Genomic DNA, 18,769 nt, shown 5'->3' with positions numbered 1-18,769 from the left:
AGAATAGGGCATGGCAAATATAAAGATCGGGGATATTACAAAGGATTCGAAGGACATTTCCATTAAAGGAAAAATTCTTTCTGTTGACAAGAAGGATATCAAGAACGAAAGGGGAGAATCCGTATACTATTATGGGCTGATTGGGGATGATACAGGAACTATACCATTCACGGCATGGGCTTTCCCCAGCACCATACGATCTGGTGATGTTGTAGAAATTAAATTCTGCAGCGCCAGGGAATATAATGGGAAAATCAGGCTAAACATAGATTCCAAAACTGAGGTCATTCTGAAGACGGACGACACCATAGAGGTGAAAAGGAGTTACAAGGGCTATAAAATACGGAATCTTAACCTGAACGATCCCTTTGTATCAATTGAGGGGAGAATCGGAGAGGTGAAAGAAAGGAAATACAACAAGGATGGGGAGGAAAAGCTTCTCTATAGCACAACTTTCGAGGATGATACCGGCCAGGTCCAGATGACTTCATTTGGGCAGAAACTGCAGGAAGGCAAGGTTGTTAAGATCGAGGGTGCAAGAGTATCCGAGTATAATTCAAGACTCAGGGTTTCTATAGGCGACAGAACCAAGATTGAGGAATCAAATAATGTCATTGGAGAGAAAAAAATATCTAATATAGAAGATATCAACTCACCGGTTGGGGGGATAAGGATAGCCGCGTTTGCTGTAAGCTTCGGCGAGAAAAGCGGAATCCTGACCAGGTGCTCAGAATGCAGGAAAAGAATTGACGATCTGCGATGCCCTGATCACCCAACTGCTCCACAGATGCTTGATATATTCTCCTATTTCACACTGGACGACGGGACCTCATTTGTGCAGGCAACAGCAGGAAAAGAGGCGCTTTTACCCCTTCTTGGAATGAAGGAGGATGAACTATCAATCAATAATGTTAAGCTTAACAAGAAAGAGATTTATCATAATCTTGAGACAGCAATACAGGGCCATGCATTCCTTTTAACCGGTGATTTCCGTAACGGCCAGAATGGTCTCAGTTTCCGCATAAGAATCATGGAACCCATAAATAATGCAATAATATCTGAAATTAACAGGCAGATGGAGGCTGAGTTCGCTTGATGTACAAAAGAGAACCATCAAAGTGGATATTTTCAAGAGAGTTGAAAGACTGCAGAATTATTGAGGATCTGGAACCGGAAGAGAAAGGCAAGCCCTATGTCGTAACGCCACTTGGAACCAGAGTAAAAAGGGTAATTCTGACTGGAACTGTCATCCAGAAATTTCCAGATGAGAACCTGACCAAGATCACTGTATCAGATCCTGTGGGTTCATTCTATGTAAGTGTGTTCCAGAGTGAATTCAGGCAGGAGCAGAAAGCTGAGATAGATTCGCTTGAGGTAAATGATACCGTCTTTATAATGGGGAGAATAAATCCTTTCAAAACTACGGAAGGGGCAATGTATTTCAACATTAATCCAGAATTTACCAGAAAAGTTTCTCAGGAAGCCCTTGACTTCTGGAATATTAAGGCGAAATATATTGCAAGAAGAAAACTGTACGCAATCAGGGAAGCTATGAAAAATCCTGAAAGTGATGAAAGGAGTCTTACTCAGTTAGGATACACGAAAGAGGAGGCGCAATGTGCAATAAGGTCCAGGGAGAAATATCATGATTATGATTTCCAGAATTTCGAGGAACTCATTCTTTCATCGTCTTCCAAAAGGCCGGAAAGTCATGAGATAGAGTTTAGGCAAGCAGTTCTTGACTATATAAAGAACAATGATACGGATGGTAAGGGATGCAGATATGAAGATCTTGTGATCGCTTCCTCCAACCTTGGCATAGATCAGAGTAAAGTAGACGAACTGCTGAATACCCTTGGTTCAGAGGGTGACATATATGAAGTTTCATTGAAGAGGTACAAGGCAATCTGAGTTTTCTGTGATTCAGGTGAAACATCAGCTCAATAATATTTAATCCTCTTCAAATTTTTTATGGATTTAATGCATATACAAGGTGTTCTCCATGTGCAGGAATTTTATAAAAAATAGGTAACAGAAACATATTGAATAATTATTTTATATGTTCTATCATGCTTTTGTATTCGTCAAGGCTTATTTCTCCTCTAGCATACCTTTCTTTCAGAATCTCTTCTGCTTTTGTTGAATTGTGATCTAAAGTTTCAGTCCTTCTGAATACTACTATTATAAAATACAGAAACAGGAAAACAACCAGTATTGAGACGGCCGCCATAATGGGCATGACTATGTAGGCTGCATAGATCGGAAAACCGCCCATCACAAAATCTGTTCCATGAGGGTACATTCCATTTCTTCCAAAGACTGCAAAGGAGATTGTGCCTATTGCAGCAAAAACCACTATCAATCCTACGATGATCCACACTATCTTTTCTGCTGTTGATTTCATCAAATATAAAATAGCGAAAGAGCTAATAATAATTCATTGAAATGCATTTCAGTGAAATTGATTTCATCTCTTTACCATTAATATTTCGTTTGTCATTCCAAGTCTTTTCCTCACGATAAAACCCTTATTTTCAAGAGAAAGCAGAGTTCTTGATATGGTTGGTCCAGTCATTCCGGTTTTTGAGATCAGTGAATTCTGAAGAATTCTACCGTTTGCCCTTTGCAGTACATCCATTATTTCCAGTTCTCTTTCATTGAGTAAAGCTTCAGCAGGGGATTTCTCTAATTTGATAGCTTTGTTTTCAAATATGATATCTGCAGTGGCCATATTTGATGAAAAAGTACTATATGCCCGAACAAGTCCTGATGCTGAAAAATATAGTATTGAGGATTTCTATTAACTTTCTGATTCAATTATTCTGACAGGATTCTTCGATAAAAACTGAAAGTTATAAGGATTTGATCCTATTTCTTTTGATTTTATTTCTACTTTTTCTTTGTTTTTTGTTCTTTTTTTAGGTATTTTCAGGCAACTTCCATAGCTGCCGCTGTCATTTGTGATCTGAGCCTGTATATGTTGTAACCCATACAGGCAAACATGAACTTTACCCTCACCCGCCTGACCATTGTTACCAGAACATGGGAGAAGTGGAACGCCCTTCTTATAACAGCATATGGATGTTCCACCATTGATCTTTTACGGGATATACGCTTATTGCGCCTGACCTGATCTATCGAAAGCTTTGATCCTCTGACAGCACGATCCATGGTACCGTCACGACCATTGCAGGGTGAGCCGAAGTATCCCTTGTCACGGAAGTTTGTCTTTCCCGGAACTGACAGATTGACAGATGCATCGTGCACCGATGCAGTAGTGACGATGTAGTTGTCAATATATACATCCTCATCAACGCCTGTATGCCCCTTGTAGCCGAAGAATCCCTTCGATCCCTTCTTTGTGTGTGTGCCATCCTTGGATCTCCTTGTCTCTGAATACCTGCGTTCCTCCCTCATGATCCTTTTCTTCTCTGCTGCCATGATCTTTGCATGTCTTTTCTCTTCCCTGGTCATCTTCTTCTCTTTCTGTTCTTTGCCTGTATTCTTCGTATCTGCAGGAGGATGTGGATCCAGGGAAACAGGAGGTTTCTTCTTTCCATGTTTTCCTGGATCTGCTGTTATGATCATTGAATCCTGTGCTTCGATTCTCACTTTGATATCGTTTAATGAACCGTTGTTGATGATAATTCTCTTCTCTCTCAACTGTCGATTCAGTTCATTCCATATAGCACGATCCTTTCCAGTCTTTGATAATCTCTCCCTGAAGATCCAGATAGTTCTTGCATCCGGCAGTCTATCAGGATAATCCAGGAAGTTCATGAAAGATATTCGATCCCGGATCATGGTTTCTGCCTGTTCATCCACCATGTTGTATGCACTCTGCAGATAGAGTACCTTGACCATTGTGATGATGGGAATGTTAGATGCACCTCCTCTTTCTGTATCGTTATGATACATCCCCTTCAATATCTTAGAGAAGACAGACCAGTCGATCGCGTTCTTTACAAAAACAAGAGGATCGTTTATCTTCATGATTGTGTATTTTTCCTTAATGGCAACATCGAGTAAGCTACTCATACATTTACATGGCTATCCCATGAATAAATGTTTCTATCAGAGCCAGTAAACAACGCTATAAATTAACGATCATGTGCAAATGAGTTATTAGAAATCCTCTATTGTTAGACTTGAAATTACAACAACAGCATATGAAATTTCCCCCACTAAGGGGAGTCTATACCCTATTATCTCCATAATGACTACTACAGAAGTTGCAGTTGTCAGAGAAACCATCGAGTATATTGCAGAGATTGCTGACACAACAACGTTTCCATGACGATCCATATACTATCCTTTAATTCAGACCTATGTTCAGAGGGTATTAAGATATTTTTGATGTTATACGATGGCATAAAAATTTAGTTCATTTTTTTTAGACCCCATCCAATCATGGGGGATATATATAAAAACTTCTTATTTTGTGATTTTGTCATTTTTATACATCAACGTATAAAAACATACATTAAAGAAACCTTATTATCCTTCCATTACCCATCCATAAACATTATTTTTTATCTTATGTAAATCACATTATCATTTGTGACAAGGACTGGCAAGATAATAGACAGCAAACAGAGGACAATTCAGGTGGAATTTGTTTTGTTTAGTTCTTTATATATTTTTAATAATTTATTATAAACCTTTGAATGTCTTTCCCTATTTTTATTATTTTGAATTTGTTTTTTAATATTGTATAAGGTTTGTTGAGATATCCCATGTTCTTTAACATCTCGTGGTCTCAAGGATAATATCCATTCCATAAATTTTTCACTATTCTCATATTCCGTATACAAATCATTATCAATTCCGAATATTTCTGTTTCATCTAAATTATTAGATTCTTTACCAATGTATCTTATTTTGTTGAGATAAATATGTTTCCTTTGTGCTATTCCTTCAATATAATCGAATTTGTTATCATTATGTTTCACATATTGAATTAATACACTATCAAGAGATTTCCAATATGCTATTGTAGGTAATTCAAGCTCCTTTGATGACATATCAGACTTATGATCTATAAATTCATTATATTGAATACCATAAATATCCTTTGAGTAAGGTAAACATGGAATGACTTCGTTGATCTTGTTACCTATAAGCATGAAGTTATATGGTTTAATTTGTTTGTTTAAAGGTTTATTCTCATTCGTTTTTTTAAACCTATTGAGAATAGAAGGTTTTGATATAGTTATCTTAGATACTGCAATTTTATTAGAGAAATTATCATAGTTGCCTGTGAGAATGGATTTCCATACCTCTTTACTGTCAATATCTTTTAAATGACCTAAACCATGATTGAATATTATATTAATATTTTAAAATTCAATATAATATCAAAGTTCTCTTATTGATTTTTCAAACTTTTTAACATAATCCTTCAATTTTCCGCTTTCAAGAATATTTGTATCAAAAGAATGGAATAAATTTGAATATTTATCTAAACAGAAGGCAGCAAGAACAATTTTATCGCCTTGTTGTATTATATTATCAATTTTATCAATTTCAGCATAACTTTGTTTTAACTTTTCATTATCAATATCATCAAGCTTTACAATGGTGATAAAACCATGCTTAATCCAATTTTGAACCTGAATTATATTTTTTTTGAAGAGAATTATCAGAAAAATCCAATGATTTTCCATCTCTTATATTTAATAACCTTGTAAAAGCTTCACCAAGCGTATAGGTGAATATCCGAATATGATAATAGCCAGGATTAGAAGGATTAAGTAATTTTTTAACTTTATTATGTTGATCCTTACCTTTAGCTGTTTCAGGCATTATATATTCCAAAAGTATGTTTGCATCTATAAATTTGTCAGAATTTTGAGTTGACATGTATATGCTCAATCTAAATTATATTGTTTTTTGATAAATCTTCTAAAACATCATTTACGTAATCACTTCTTTTCTTTTTTTCTTCTAATCTATTGCTTTTTAAATCTGATACCATTTCTACAAGTTTATTATTATTGATGTTTTTATTTTTAGATTTAACAGAATCTAATGTCGCAGCTATTTCTAAATATAAAGCATTTTTATCTTTCAGGAATATAAGAATCTTTTTAACATTTTCATCTAAATCGGAAACCATATCTTTAGTTTCAGGTATATCATAATAGTCTCTTGTAAGTTCAGAAGAGTATGGACCATAAAGATACAGGTTATGATTTCTGTTAACATTGTTAACATCCACCTTTGGAAGTTATGATCTGACTGATCCTTAAACTTCTTGGGTGTAACCCAACACCCTCTATCCCGTCCTCAAATGATTCTGGGAATGCTTTTCTCATGATATTGTATGATCCATTTACATCTGCATTAATTATTGTTCCATTTGCCGATTTGAATAATCCCCTGAGTATTCTCTTCCCCTTATAGATGTCATGATGTTCTATTGTCTCTTGATCTAAAAATGATGTTTTAGAAGTGTGTGATTCATCTATTACAACAACATTTATTCCCTTCTCTTCTGCTTTGTATATGATCTGTTGTATAAGTGTATTGAATGGTATCTGTACAAACTTCTGGTTGTTTATCTTCCCTATATTTGTTTTTTGTTTCCACCCTTCATTATGACCTATGACAATTGTGTTTATATGGTTGTTTTCTGCGTAGTTAATGATAAATTTACTGATCTTATGCATAACATCTTTAATTTTTCTGTTTCTCCTCATGAACAATCTCTTTTCTCTCTTTGTCATGTATTTATTTCCTAACTGCCTATCACTTATAGATTTTAGTTTGGAATACTCTTTATTGAAATACTGATTAATGGAACTCACAGCACCGCCCTTAATAGCAATTGGTTTATTACCAATACTATCTACAATAGTTACAATGTTCCTTACACCAATATCTATACCTATGATTCCTTTATTTTGTTCCTTTTGTCCCCTTACATTCTCTATCTCCTTCCAATATACTATTTCTATTTTGTATCCTATACCTTGAGGAACTATTCTTACCTCTCTTAAATTTACATCATTTAATCTCGTTTTCACCTCCAGATTCATTATCTTTGGGAATTTTAATATTCCATTCTTTATCTTACATTGCTGGTTTGTGAATATTAGAATGAACTCCCCATCTTTGCCTCTGTATTTTGGTGGTTTTGGTTTTCCAGCAAACTTTTCAAAATGTTTTCCATATTCTCTTTTTGCTTTGAAAAAAGAGATCCAAGCTGAAAAGTCTTTCTTTATTGTCCATTGTGCTGTCTGTGCTGGTAGTTTTCTATAATTATTATTATCGCTTTCATTTTCATTCTGAAACAATTTTACTAAATGGTTGTAATCTAAAAGCTTCTCTTTATTGAAAAATTGTTGTCTAAGCACATAATTTGCTTGATTGTATAGATTATTTGAATAATGACACATCTTTGATATTATATCATTGGATTTGATGTATATCTCTTCCGTTCTAATGATCTTCATAACCAACCTCAATAGAGTGATTCTCTCTTTTTGAATAGATCTTCATTGAATAACAGGGAAGCATAGAAACTATTTCTTCAAAAATCTCTTCCGAATCGAGTTCTGCATTGCCAACTTCTGAAAAAACTATTATTTCTGTTCCGAATTTATTGAAGAGATGCTTGAAAAGTTCAAAACCAACCCTGGATAATCTATCTTTATATGTTACTATGACCTTCTCAACTTTATAATTGATAATTTCATCTAACATATCAAAAAACCCTTTTCTTTTTTCGAAGGAGATTCCAGACGCAATATCAGAGTATATTGCATTGATAGTATAACCATTCATGAAACACCACTGTTTCAACTGATTAATCTGATTATCTAGATGGTGTTTTTGTTTTATTGTTGATACCCTTGCATAAAGAACTGTTTTTCTTTTTATATCACTATTAAGAAGTTTGTAAACATCCTCATGGTTATAATCATATTAACGGTTGGGCATTACAGTAAATCTTATCTTTCAAGTTGTTGCATATACATGTAATGTTTTTCTAGAAATACGCAAGAGGTTTAAAACTTCATTAGCCTTCATTGATAATATCATGATATATCACAAGTATAAATAGTTATTTGAATAATTGATTATATCAAAGTCATAAGATAGAGGTAAACCATATTTTTCCCCAAAATACACGAATTTTTGAGCTTTAATGCGGTTTTCTATTCTTTTTTTAAGCATATTTTTATCAATTCCCATATATTTCAAAAATTTAGCTAGATAAAGAATATCTTTTTCATTTTTATCCATTTTATCGCTAAAAGCATTAACCCAATTATCTTTTTGTTTTTTTATTTTACATATCTTAAATCTTAAGTTTTTGATTTTAAAAAAGTGTCGAATAATCATTGAATTTGTATATAATTTGGAAACAAATTTACATATTATTATTTTATAATATATATTGTTTATGAAAATCATTAGAACAGAAGAAATACACATTAATTACAATGAATATATATCATATTTATGTCATATATAAAAGAATTTATTTAATCAATCAAATTTTGATATGAGAAATGTATTTTTTATACAATTAAAAAATAATTCTAAAAATTAATACCCTTCATATAATAATTTAGTAAGGAAATTCCAAATACCTGATGAAAACGATGAACATAATGATTAACAAAAATTGCCTGCACAAGCTGCAAAATGGACTATAAAAACAGTAATAAATGAATGGATTTCATATCATAAAGCAATAAAAGAATATAATAAACATCTAGAGAAGTTTTTAGGAATACCTAAAATACCTAAATATAAAAATAAAGATGGAGAATTTATGTTGATTTTTACTAATCAGTAATGTCATATAGAAGACAATATTTTATATTTTCCTAAAATTATAGATATAGAAGTTAAAACAAGATTAAATGATAATACAGATTTAAGGGAAGTAAGAATAATACAGAGTATTGGCTATAAAATAGAAATAGTATATAAAAGGATATATAGGGTTTATTATTATTTAAAAATAGAATTTTAGGAATTGATTTAGGAATAAGAAACATTATATCTATTGAGATAAAGTTGTATTAAAATCAATTGTTATTAAAAGCGGTGCTTTATTATCAATGAATTAATATTTTAATAAAACAATACGCATATTTAAAATCCACACAATATAGAAATAATAATAAAAAATTAACTATAAGAGAAAAAAAGTCCTGGATGCCATTTTAGGAATCATTTGAATATATGCAAAAAATATTTAATGGAAAATTATCTAATAAAATAAGTTTTCCTTCATATTATCTTGTATATTTGTTAACTTTCTCATAATGTAATGTGGTTTTGGAGATCTACTGTAACCCGTGATCCAATATCCTTGTTTAAAAACGTTTTCCAGCAAACTGCAGCTTTTCTCCCTTACATAAACTGCAAATTTCAGATCATGGAGTCTCATGGCTACAAAATCTTCTGGAATGTACATTCCCAATGGCTGTCCATTAAGTTCTTTAGTCGGGTCAAAGTTAAAATCCATTTCTGGTGTATTCATAAACAAAATTTCTTTCGGTGGGTCTTCAATTCTGAAATTGACCCAAAGTTCGGCAACTAGCCTGTCAGTTCGTATACCCCGGTTAAGTTTGTCATCCATCTCACCATAAAAATTCCTGAGATATGTCCTGGAAAATGCACCCAGCTTTCGGATGTTGAAATTGGCATTCAATGACATCAGGGGATCAAACGTCCATGCAACGAGATCGTAACCATTCTCCTTTGCCCACTTTACCTGCGCTAGTTTTAGTTCATACCCTATCCCTGAATATTTTTTCTCTTTTATAATGCCGGTCATATGGGAGTACAGGTATGTTTTGCCTTTCCTGTAGCCTGGAAAAGAGAAACTCATCCCTACCATTTCTTCATTGTTATAGGCCCCCAGAACCAGACCACCATGAAATCTCATGGCTGTCACCATGTCCTTCACAAGGCTTTCCATATTTTCAAATCCCCAGGCCGAACTGATTATAGGAAGAATATTCCTTATCTCATCAGGATCACTGACTTTTTTTATATCCATACAGGGATTAATGCCAGACGCTTATCTTAATTCTTCTCACTTCAGGTGAAATTATTATACAGAATTGTCCATGTCAGTGCATGGAAGGAAAGCTATCATATCAGCTTGTTAAAATGCCCCTTGTAACACCATTCGAAACAAGCTTTGGAAGGCAGCTTGATCGGTGTGCTCTTATTTTTAAGCTTGAAGCAGATGGTATAACCGCATATTCAGAGAGTGTTACAGACACAGATCCATTTTACAGTTATGAGAATAATTCTACTGCACTGGAGATCATTGACAGGTATCTTGTTCCTCATTTGATGAAACTCCCTGTTCCCGGGGAATTCATGGAACAGGTGGCCTATGTGAAGGGACATAACATGGCAAAAGCAGCTCTGGAAATGCTTCTCTGGGACTATCATGCAAGGATAAAAGGCATGCCACTTGACAGATACCTTGGCAAGTCAAAAGGAAAGGCTGAAGTGGGTATCTCTCTGGGAATGGAACCCATTGAAACTACCATAAGCAGAATCTCCAATGCTCTTGACACGGGCTACCAAAGGATAAAAGTGAAGATCAAGAAGGGAAAAGAGCTGGGCATACTAGGGGCCATAAGAGACAGGTTTCCGGATATCAACCTTACTGCAGACGCCAACTGTGACTATTCAATAAAGGATATTGACCTGTTGAAAAAGATTGACAGATTCAATCTTCAGTACCTGGAGCAGCCACTGGGACATGATGATCTCATTTATCACGCAAAGCTTGCAAAATCAATGTCAACACCCATATGCCTTGATGAATCAATAACTGATTTGGAGAAGGCACAGAAGGCATTTGAAATTGGATCTGGAGAGATTATAAACATAAAACCCGGTCGCGTTGGAGGGCTCACCAATTCGCTTTCGATTTCAGAGGTTGTAAGGGAAAATGGGGGACACTGCTGGGTCGGAGGAATGCTTGAAACTGGGATTGGAAGGGCTTTTAACGTGGCAATGGCATCACAAGTTAACGTTGACTATGCTGGGGATACATCACCAAATTCAAAATATTTCAAAAAGGATGTGGTTCTGAATCCCTTCACCATGAAAGACGGATATATAGAGGCCAACAGTGGTGTGGGGATAGGGGTGGAAGTTGACACCAATGCCCTGTCCGGATATAAAACGGCTGAAGGTGTGATAAAAGTATGGAAAATGTAAAATATTCAGCATCTTACTGAGGAATCAGTCCCACTTCAATTTAAGGTCCCTGGCTGCTTTAACCTCATCGATGCGTCTTGAACTGAGATTCAAGGGTCTCTTCTTCAACTGTTCAACATCCTCTTTCAGTGCCTCCTCCATTATCTGGGCATACCTGTCAAGATCGTCCTTACTCACACTTTCTGTGGGTTCTATCATCATATCTTCATGCACAATTAGAGGGAAATAAACTGTGGGCGCATGCACCCCCTGATCTATTATGTATTTTCCTATGTCCAGTGCTCTCTTTCCTGTTTTTTCGGTAGAGAGGACAAGCTCATGTTTCTTCAATGGGCTAAATGGAATGGTGAAGCTTGCAGAAAGCCTGTGAGAAAGATAGTTGGCATTCAAGACTGCCTTCTGAGTATTACTCAGAAGTCCATCTGATCCATGGAACCTTATGTATGCCCATGCCCTGAGAAGCATGTTGAAGGCGCCATAGTATGATGCCACCTTTCCAATGGTCTTGGGAGCAGAATAGTCAAGGTAGTACTTTCCGTTGTTCATGGAAACAACAGGGACAGGAAGGTAATCCCTAAGGAAAGCTTTCACCGCAACTGGACCTGATCCGGGGCCGCCGCCTCCATGCGGAGTTGCAAATGTTTTATGAAGATTGAAATGGACAATGTCAAATCCCATTATTCCCGGAGATGTTATTCCAACGATGGCGTTGAAGTTGGCACCATCATAGTATAGAAGGGCACCTGCTTTGTGAACCATTTCTGATATCTTCACTATGTTCCTGTCAAAAATACCAAGAGTGTTAGGGTTTGTTATCATAAAGGCTGCAGTGCGGTCTGAAAGAGCGGACTCAAGAGCCTGAAGATCAACCATTCCGTTGCTGTCTGATGGAATCTCCACAACATCAAAACCAGCCATGGCTGCAGATGCAGGATTTGTTCCATGCGCTGAATCTGGTATTATGACCTCAGTTCTCTTGCCAAGTTCTCCAATATCCTCAAGGTATTTTCTGACTATTAGTATTCCAGTAAATTCTCCTTGGGCACCGGCCAGAGGCTGAAGTGTTATGGCGTCCATGTCAGAAATTTCCTTAAGGTATTCCTGCAGTTCATACATAATCCTGAATGATCCCTGTATGGAATCCTCTGCCTGCAGTGGATGGGTTTCCCTGAAACCATCAATCTGTGATATGCTGTCAGCAAACTTTGGATTGAATTTCATTGTACACGATCCAAGAGGATATGTACCTATGTCAACGCTGAAATTCATCTGGGAAAGTCTGGTAAAATGCCTTACAACATCGAATTCAGCCACGTCTGGAAGATCAAGATCATGCCTCAAAAGGGATGGTGGGATAAGGTCCTCTACCCTTTCTTCAACAGCCGGAACCTTATAGTCAGTTCCGGATCGTATATTTTTTATCAGTGGTTCATCATAGGTTGCTTGATGGTATGCCACTTAAATCCCCTCCAGTGCAGATTTCAGTGCCGCAAAGTCTTGGGCATTATGTTTTTCAGTAACAGAAAAGAAGGAAGTATTTCCATACCTACCAGAAAGATCTGGAAGAAGGTCTTCAAGTGGAATGGCCCCCTGTATATTCCTTTCAAGGAGTCCTTTTCTCAGTTTCTCGTTACTCATCCTAGACTGGACAGGGATATCTGAAAAATGCCGTCCAGTGAACAGATGAGGGTTGTACCCATCCACTGATCTAATGGTTTCAATAAGTTTTTTCATATTTGAGGCGGTTTTCAAAGCCGTGTTTTTCATACCACTCTTCCCAAGAATTGACAGATAAGCTGAGGCGGCAACTGCCATAAGTGCCTGGTTTGAGCAGATATTGCTCATTGCCTTCTCCCTTCTTATATGCTGTTCTCTGGTCTGCAACGTCATTACATAAGCCTTTTTACCGCCAGCATCAACGCTTTCCCCTATTATTCTTCCAGGAGATTTTCTCACATGTTCTTTCTTGAAAGACATAATTCCCAGCAGTGGGCCTCCAAGATTTTTATGTATTCCCAGCGACTGCCCTTCTGCAACCGCTATATCTGAATCATATTCTCCTGGAGGCTTTATAATACCAAGTGAAACAGGGTCAACATAGCTTATGATCATTGCATTTCCAACTGTTTCTCTTACTTTTGTAATGTTCTCATCAAGAATTCCAAACCCATTGGGATTCTCAACAATTACTGAAGATACTCTTTCGTTTGTTTTTTTCGAGAGGTCTTCAAGATCCATGAAGCCAGAATCTTTTTCATATCCGTATTTTATAAGTTTCAGACCCAACCCGCTGATGTAACTTTCAATCACTTTTTTCTTTCCAGAATAAAGGGTTTCCGGCATGAGGACTTCTGTTTTGCCATTTATACGAAATGCCATCCTTACTGCTTCAGCAAGAGCACTGTAACCATCATACATTGAAGCATTGGTTGCGTCCATGCCCATAAGGTCAGATATCAGGCTCTGGTATTCGAATAAAGCCTGGAGCATGCCCTGGGAAATTTCGGGTTGATACGGAGTGTATGATGTGAGAAACTCAGACCTGGAAATCAACGAGTCAACGCTTGCGGGGATTATTCGGTCGTAAATGCCGCATCCAAGAAATTTCCGGTATCCCTCATATCGGTTCATGGCCGCAATATTCTTTGCTTCCTCAATGAGTTCATATTCACTGATTCCTTCCTTAATCTTGAGGCTTTTTTTTCTCATATTGGCCGGGACATCAGAAAACAGATCATCTACAGATTTCATATTCATGGACTTCAGCATGGCAGAACGTTCATCACTCATGATATCACGTTTAGGTTAATCACAGGTTTATTAATCTATGTTTGCAGTAATTAACAATCCATTCCGGCAGAAGTACTGTGCATGCCATTTATGAATATTTCTGAAAACAATTATAACAGGGTTTCCATACCTTCTCACATGTATAAAAAGGAAATGGAAATTTCAAGTTCTACGGCATTTCCCACAATTGGAATTGTCTTACTTGGGGGGATATCCGATCAGAACAGGCGGATTCCAATGCACGATTCAGCCGGCATAGCATATTCAGACGAAAAGCAATCCGTCAGAACAGTCACTTCACTATATATATCAGATATAAGGGAGGGTTATTTTAACGGAAATAAAATAACTCCAAATAACAGCTACAGATCCCCATTCAGAATTATTGAAAAATATGAAAGCCAGATATTTGAAAAACTTGGAATCGTACAAAAAAACAGATTTATCTGTTTCAGATCTGAAAACCATGGAATACTGAGCGGCAGTTCAGATTCCGGGGCGGCAGCTCTTGGAAAATGCATCCATTCCATTTTGGGAAACGATCTAAATCTGGAAGATTTTGAGAATGATCTCAGATCGGTATCTGAGAGCGTTGGAAGATCATTCTATGGGGGGCTGACAGTTACAGAAACTGACAGGAAAATGGCAGTTACAAGGACGGTTGCAGACTGGAATATCTTTAAGGATTTTACCATACTCGGCTGTCCATTCCCGGAACCAAGGAAACCATCAGATACAATTCATGAGAACATAGTAAAAAGCAATTTATACGAAGAAAGAGTAAAAACTGCAAAAGATAGAGTACGAAAACTTGAGAGTTTGATCAAGGATGGAAAACTGGATGAAATTTTTGAGATAGCTCAGGAAGACACTGAGGATTACCATCGGATGATAGAGAGTGTAGGTGTAAAAATCATAAACAGGGATATGAGAAATTTTATTGAAGACATAAAAGCAAGCCAGAAGGAATTCTGGTCTTCATATATTGTTACCGGTGGGACTAATGTGTTTGTTGTATGCCATAACAGAAACCTGGAGAAAGTTATGGATATTGCAGTGGGCAATGCCATGAAGCCCTTAAAGCTGAAAATTTCTCCAGGTGCAAAATCAATGGATAATCCCTGACACTTCTTTCTGTTACTATAGCGAACAATGCTAAAGAAAAACTGAATCCCTTGTGATAGTATATCTGGCAAGGTTAGATGGAATGTTAACTTTCATTTTCAATGGCAATTTAACCAGGAGAATGTACCGATAATGTTAAATTCTAAAGTTCAATAATCATCAACATGGCCGACAAGAAAGATTCCGGTTTCCAGTCAGGAGCAGGACTTATAAGGTATTTCGATGAGGAAGAGATAACTGGTCCTGCTCTTGATCCTAAGCTTATAATTTACATTGGGTTGGCTATGGCGGTAGTCGTGGAACTGGCTAAGATTTTCTGGCCAGTCTGAAGCAAATCGTGAACATAAATAAATTGAGGTTAAATAAGGACTTTTTACATAAGTTCTCTCGATTATTTTTGGATTCTGGAATTTTTGAGTGAATGTTAAATGGGTTTCTGGCATTGATTCTTTCTGATTTTTACCTCTTTCTTAGAGGAAAAAATAAATGTAACAAAGCCATAACGGGTATAAGCTCCGATGGTGTAGCACGGTCAAGCATTAGGGGCTCTCAATCCCTCGACTCGGGTTCAAATCCCGGTCGGAGCATAAATCTAATACGCATTGGATAGCAGTCTCCTGGGGTTCTGAAGCCCAGGGAAGGACTTCAGGAACAATCAAGCAATCAATTAAATTTCTATAAACAAATTTTGGCGTTTCTCATTGAAAGCCCATTCTAATATGCAGAAACTTTTGCTTTGTTCTAAACAGACTTCATTCTTGTTGAGGTTTGCATCACATAGATTTCGAAAATCAAAGAAATTCAAAGGGCAGTAAACTTACTAATTCCTTCAAAATTCAAAAAAAGATGTAAACATTCAATGGGGTCTGTTATCTTATAAGCCACAATTGCGATGAAGGGTCTTTGTTCAAAATATTAATGAATCTCGGAAAATACAGCAAAACACATTTCATTTTTCTATTTCTGTGGAGAGGATCCAATTGCCAACTATGGAGTATATATCCATCACTCTATACTGGAATAATTTGAATTTTTGTAGAAGGTCAGGAGACTTTACCAGTATTGTAATTTTTTTCCTCAAAGTATCCTGGTCACTTAACTGAAAGAATGATGCTGCGATCATTAGATTCTGCCCGTCATCATCAGACGCAACAAGTATGGATTTCGCATCGGAAAAGTTGAATTCCTTAAGGGAGTTTTCATCAGCAGGATTCTCTTCCAGTACCAGGAATCCTTCCTCTTTTACAGGTTCTATAATTTTCTGGTCTCTGGTCATTATTATAACTACACCACCCTTTGCTTTTACATTTTTTAGGTACTCTGAAATATAACTAGAAAAACCACATACGAGTATGTAGTCTTTTAGCCCTCTTAACTGTTGTTTCTTCAGTACCTCCACCAGACCACCAATTCTTCTCTCTAAGATGGGTGAGATCAATATAACCATTGCTCCAAAAAAAGATGCAATGCCAAGTATAGCAAGTGAGATTGTAAAAAGCCTTGCTGCCAGTGTTACTGGAAGTATATCTCCAAATCCCAGTGTGGTTACAGTCTCTCCTGTAAAGTATATTGCCTGGCCTAAATTAAGTATTGGAGGATGAAAACTTTTCCCAAAAAATAAGGTTCCTACAATTCCATAGGAGAGTGTAAATAAAATGGTTATCAATGATGCAGCGGATTCAATATTTATTAACCTTGTTGATGGGAATATGTAAGCATTCTTTACTTGTAGAAGCCTGAAAATTACGTACATGTTAAATAAAATCCCTATCAGTATGGGTATAAAAACAGTTAAACTGTTAAATCAAAGAAGCAGAGTCACAATAATTACGAGTGTTATTGAGGAGGCCCAGGTTCTCTTTTTTCGTTCTTTCAGGATAAAACCATTTCTAATCAATATAAGGCCAGCAATTATTGTAAATATGGTGAAATCCTTTTCATATTCTATAAAGGTACTATTAACAACCTTGAAAATGTAAACAGGACGTGAAAGAATCAGGACAACTCCAAGTACTACAGTCAAAAGGCCGGAAATTGAAACTAAAACTGATGTCCTGTCCTTTCTTCCAGTTCTTTCCATTTTTTTGGGAACCTTATATTTGCTTAAAAATCATTCGGAAAGCTTTTTACCTACCCATCGTGAAGTCCCCTTCTTATAGGTAGGGGATAAAAGAGATTAAAGCATTTATTGGTGTATAGATCATAAAATCTCTATGCCCTATGACCTGGACAAGGGATCTCATTCTTTGTATTCATTATATTACCACTTTATTTAGGTGATAAAATACAGGAAGAGAGTATTCACAAAGGATTCCATTGTGCATTTCCTAAAGATGAAAGCAAAAGAGATCGCAGATAAACATAACAAAAATCTTCAATCTTTGGAAATATATAACATGACCTGAGGCTTTCAGACTGGACATGCCAATGCAATGTGTATTTTATCTCAATGGGCAGGAAATCTCAATGTAGACATCAAAATCCGGAATGTCAAATTAATAAAGATAGGTAGAGACAATTCCGAATATATGTTCGTGGAGATTGGAGATATGCCAAAAAGGGCAACCCCGGTCATAGATAAGGGAAACGAACTGCGTTAGCTGGGGGTGGATGTCACTTGATTAAGAGAGGATTAAGAACGGTATCTTTAGATTTGATATTTCTATTCTATTATTGATGCTTATTCTAAAATGTGATAACATTCCAAGCTATGGGATAAGATTTCCCATTTTAAAGGTTTCTGGCACAATCCCAACTTGCTGGAATCCCATTGCGTCCAAGTGCGCTATGTCCTCCATGTTAAGCATATAGATTTCATGTATTCAGGCATAAATTAAGCAATAGGCAATCCCACCATTTTTGCCTCTATCTGCATGTGAACAAGAAATGAATTTTTATAAGTTTTACAAAGATCTTCCTTTGTCTCATATCTTCTCAAGTAAACTTTTAGATCGCAATATTAATTTTCGGGGCACATTCATTATAAATAAAAATAACAATCTTAATACTATATGAATAAATTAGTCAATATGGAACCATTTTACTTCAGATCATATTACCATTGCGTAAAAGGCGTTGCACACGACAGGAAAGAACTGGAAAGTGAGCTTAAGAGACTTAAGGATCTGGATCCAGGTTGCGTCCAGTATCATCTTGAACAGAAACACATATCTAACTGGCTTAGGTCGATAGGGGAAGTAGATATTGCCCATAGGCTGGAATCTGCTGTTACTGTAGATCAGGCATTAGATATTTTATCTAAACGAAAAAGTGCATCAGGATCTAGAAAGCCAGTCGAAGGAGAAAAAACTCTCACTGATAAACCTAGGAGTACCTCAAGGTCGACAACAAGAAAAACTAGCAAATAGTTCTTTTTTTGACCCTTTGATTTCCCTATCCTATAAAGACATAAAAGGTAAAAAAGTAGGATTTATTGTAAATCGTGCCCAATCTTTATGGAGTTTCCATAAAAATTTTCAGGGCAGGTTATTTACCTGCATAACTGAAATAGACTTGCGGTAACGGAATACGGGATCAAATCCATCAATATCTTTCGAATCTATATGTTTTATTGCATATTCTGGGATGCAGGGAATATAATAAAAACTTTGATTTTAAATAATATGAGATTAACTTATTCCTGATT

Annotated in this window: 21 protein-coding genes, 1 tRNA gene and 1 pseudogene; 7 read left to right on the top strand and 16 right to left on the bottom strand. The window is 36.2% G+C overall.

What is annotated here, in order from left to right; all coding sequences use genetic code 11:
- Positions 1–10 precede the first annotated feature (10 nt).
- Together OXIME_RS05560 and OXIME_RS05555 are read left to right on the top strand one after the other, a co-directional pair.
- Complete coding sequence (locus OXIME_RS05560) at positions 11–1,096, top strand: replication protein A (RefSeq protein ID WP_393970857.1); 1,086 nt, start codon at positions 11–13, stop codon at positions 1,094–1,096.
- On the top strand, positions 1,096–1,911 hold the full coding sequence (locus tag OXIME_RS05555; protein ID WP_393972256.1) for a hypothetical protein: 816 nt from the start codon (positions 1,096–1,098) through the stop codon (positions 1,909–1,911). Before OXIME_RS05560 ends, OXIME_RS05555 begins: the two co-directional genes overlap by 1 nt.
- Before the next feature lie 139 nt (positions 1,912–2,050).
- Here the strand turns inward: OXIME_RS05555 and OXIME_RS05550 are convergent, their stop codons facing one another.
- The 12 genes and pseudogenes from OXIME_RS05550 to OXIME_RS05495 form a co-directional block, all read right to left on the bottom strand.
- The gene (locus OXIME_RS05550; protein WP_393970856.1) at positions 2,051–2,404 is read right to left on the bottom strand and encodes an SHOCT domain-containing protein; all 354 of its coding nucleotides are present in this window, start codon (positions 2,402–2,404) and stop codon (positions 2,051–2,053) included.
- Between the two features lie 63 nt (positions 2,405–2,467).
- On the bottom strand, positions 2,468–2,731 hold the full coding sequence (locus OXIME_RS05545; RefSeq protein WP_393970855.1) for a helix-turn-helix transcriptional regulator: 264 nt from the start codon (positions 2,729–2,731) through the stop codon (positions 2,468–2,470).
- Between the two features lie 197 nt (positions 2,732–2,928).
- Positions 2,929–4,038, bottom strand: a complete 1,110-nt coding sequence (locus OXIME_RS05540) for an IS5 family transposase (protein ID WP_393970854.1) — start codon at positions 4,036–4,038, stop codon at positions 2,929–2,931.
- 87 nt (positions 4,039–4,125) lie between these two features.
- Positions 4,126–4,305, bottom strand: coding sequence for a hypothetical protein (locus OXIME_RS05535; RefSeq protein WP_393970853.1), 180 nt, complete (start codon positions 4,303–4,305; stop codon positions 4,126–4,128).
- Positions 4,306–4,604: 299 nt separating this feature from the next.
- Positions 4,605–5,126, bottom strand: coding sequence for a hypothetical protein (locus OXIME_RS05530; protein WP_393970852.1), 522 nt, complete (start codon positions 5,124–5,126; stop codon positions 4,605–4,607).
- A gap of 231 nt (positions 5,127–5,357) precedes the next feature.
- Positions 5,358–5,666 carry a hypothetical protein gene (locus OXIME_RS05525; RefSeq protein ID WP_393970851.1) on the bottom strand — a complete coding sequence of 103 codons (309 nt, stop codon included), beginning with the start codon at positions 5,664–5,666 and terminating at the stop codon, positions 5,358–5,360.
- The gene (locus tag OXIME_RS05520; protein WP_393970850.1) at positions 5,596–5,874 is read right to left on the bottom strand and encodes a hypothetical protein; all 279 of its coding nucleotides are present in this window, start codon (positions 5,872–5,874) and stop codon (positions 5,596–5,598) included. Before OXIME_RS05520 ends, OXIME_RS05525 begins: the two co-directional genes overlap by 71 nt.
- A gap of 1 nt (position 5,875) precedes the next feature.
- Complete coding sequence (locus tag OXIME_RS05515) at positions 5,876–6,220, bottom strand: hypothetical protein (protein ID WP_393970849.1); 345 nt, start codon at positions 6,218–6,220, stop codon at positions 5,876–5,878.
- Complete coding sequence (locus OXIME_RS05510; RefSeq protein WP_393970848.1) at positions 6,210–7,457, bottom strand: RNA-guided endonuclease InsQ/TnpB family protein; 1,248 nt, start codon at positions 7,455–7,457, stop codon at positions 6,210–6,212. Before OXIME_RS05510 ends, OXIME_RS05515 begins: the two co-directional genes overlap by 11 nt.
- Positions 7,444–8,034: pseudogene (locus OXIME_RS05505) on the bottom strand (IS607 family transposase). Before OXIME_RS05505 ends, OXIME_RS05510 begins: the two are co-directional and overlap by 14 nt.
- Before the next feature lie 18 nt (positions 8,035–8,052).
- A complete protein-coding gene (locus OXIME_RS05500; protein ID WP_393970847.1) occupies positions 8,053–8,250 on the bottom strand; it encodes a hypothetical protein in 198 nt (65 codons plus the stop codon).
- A 979-nt stretch (positions 8,251–9,229) separates the two neighbouring features.
- Positions 9,230–10,024 (bottom strand): hypothetical protein, encoded by a 795-nt coding sequence (locus OXIME_RS05495; protein WP_393970846.1) that lies wholly within the window; start codon positions 10,022–10,024, stop codon positions 9,230–9,232.
- Positions 10,025–10,104: 80 nt separating this feature from the next.
- Between OXIME_RS05495 and menC the strand changes: the two genes are divergently transcribed.
- The gene (gene menC, locus OXIME_RS05490) at positions 10,105–11,208 is read left to right on the top strand and encodes an o-succinylbenzoate synthase (protein ID WP_393970845.1); all 1,104 of its coding nucleotides are present in this window, start codon (positions 10,105–10,107) and stop codon (positions 11,206–11,208) included.
- A 24-nt stretch (positions 11,209–11,232) separates the two neighbouring features.
- Here menC and gcvPB read toward each other — a convergent pair whose 3' ends face one another.
- Together gcvPB and gcvPA are read right to left on the bottom strand one after the other, a co-directional pair.
- A complete protein-coding gene (gene gcvPB / locus OXIME_RS05485) occupies positions 11,233–12,666 on the bottom strand; it encodes an aminomethyl-transferring glycine dehydrogenase subunit GcvPB (RefSeq protein WP_393970844.1) in 1,434 nt (477 codons plus the stop codon).
- Positions 12,667–13,998, bottom strand: a complete 1,332-nt coding sequence (gene gcvPA / locus OXIME_RS05480) for an aminomethyl-transferring glycine dehydrogenase subunit GcvPA (RefSeq protein WP_393970843.1) — start codon at positions 13,996–13,998, stop codon at positions 12,667–12,669.
- Positions 13,999–14,136: 138 nt separating this feature from the next.
- Here gcvPA and OXIME_RS05475 point away from each other — a divergent pair, with 138 nt between their 5' ends.
- From OXIME_RS05475 to OXIME_RS05465, 3 genes are all read left to right on the top strand, one after another.
- On the top strand, positions 14,137–15,123 hold the full coding sequence (locus OXIME_RS05475) for a diphosphomevalonate decarboxylase (protein WP_393970842.1): 987 nt from the start codon (positions 14,137–14,139) through the stop codon (positions 15,121–15,123).
- Positions 15,124–15,287: 164 nt separating this feature from the next.
- Positions 15,288–15,452, top strand: coding sequence for a preprotein translocase subunit Sec61beta (locus OXIME_RS05470; RefSeq protein ID WP_393970841.1), 165 nt, complete (start codon positions 15,288–15,290; stop codon positions 15,450–15,452).
- A 183-nt stretch (positions 15,453–15,635) separates the two neighbouring features.
- Positions 15,636–15,710, top strand: a tRNA-Glu gene (locus tag OXIME_RS05465).
- A 362-nt stretch (positions 15,711–16,072) separates the two neighbouring features.
- Here OXIME_RS05465 and OXIME_RS05460 read toward each other — a convergent pair.
- Positions 16,073–16,789 carry an NAD-binding protein gene (locus tag OXIME_RS05460; RefSeq protein ID WP_393970840.1) on the bottom strand — a complete coding sequence of 239 codons (717 nt, stop codon included), beginning with the start codon at positions 16,787–16,789 and terminating at the stop codon, positions 16,073–16,075.
- 138 nt (positions 16,790–16,927) lie between these two features.
- On the bottom strand, positions 16,928–17,203 hold the full coding sequence (locus OXIME_RS05455) for a hypothetical protein (protein WP_393970839.1): 276 nt from the start codon (positions 17,201–17,203) through the stop codon (positions 16,928–16,930).
- Between the two features lie 949 nt (positions 17,204–18,152).
- On the opposite strand from OXIME_RS05455, the gene OXIME_RS05450 reads away from it, so the two are divergent.
- The gene (locus OXIME_RS05450) at positions 18,153–18,491 is read left to right on the top strand and encodes a hypothetical protein (RefSeq protein WP_393970838.1); all 339 of its coding nucleotides are present in this window, start codon (positions 18,153–18,155) and stop codon (positions 18,489–18,491) included.
- Positions 18,492–18,769 lie beyond the last annotated feature (278 nt).

This window comes from Oxyplasma meridianum, from assembly GCF_038024865.1.
GTDB classification, from domain to species: domain Archaea; phylum Thermoplasmatota; class Thermoplasmata; order Thermoplasmatales; family Thermoplasmataceae; genus Oxyplasma; species Oxyplasma meridianum.
The sequence above is the reverse complement of the archived record's forward strand: the minus strand, read 5'-3'. Positions and strand labels throughout refer to the sequence as shown.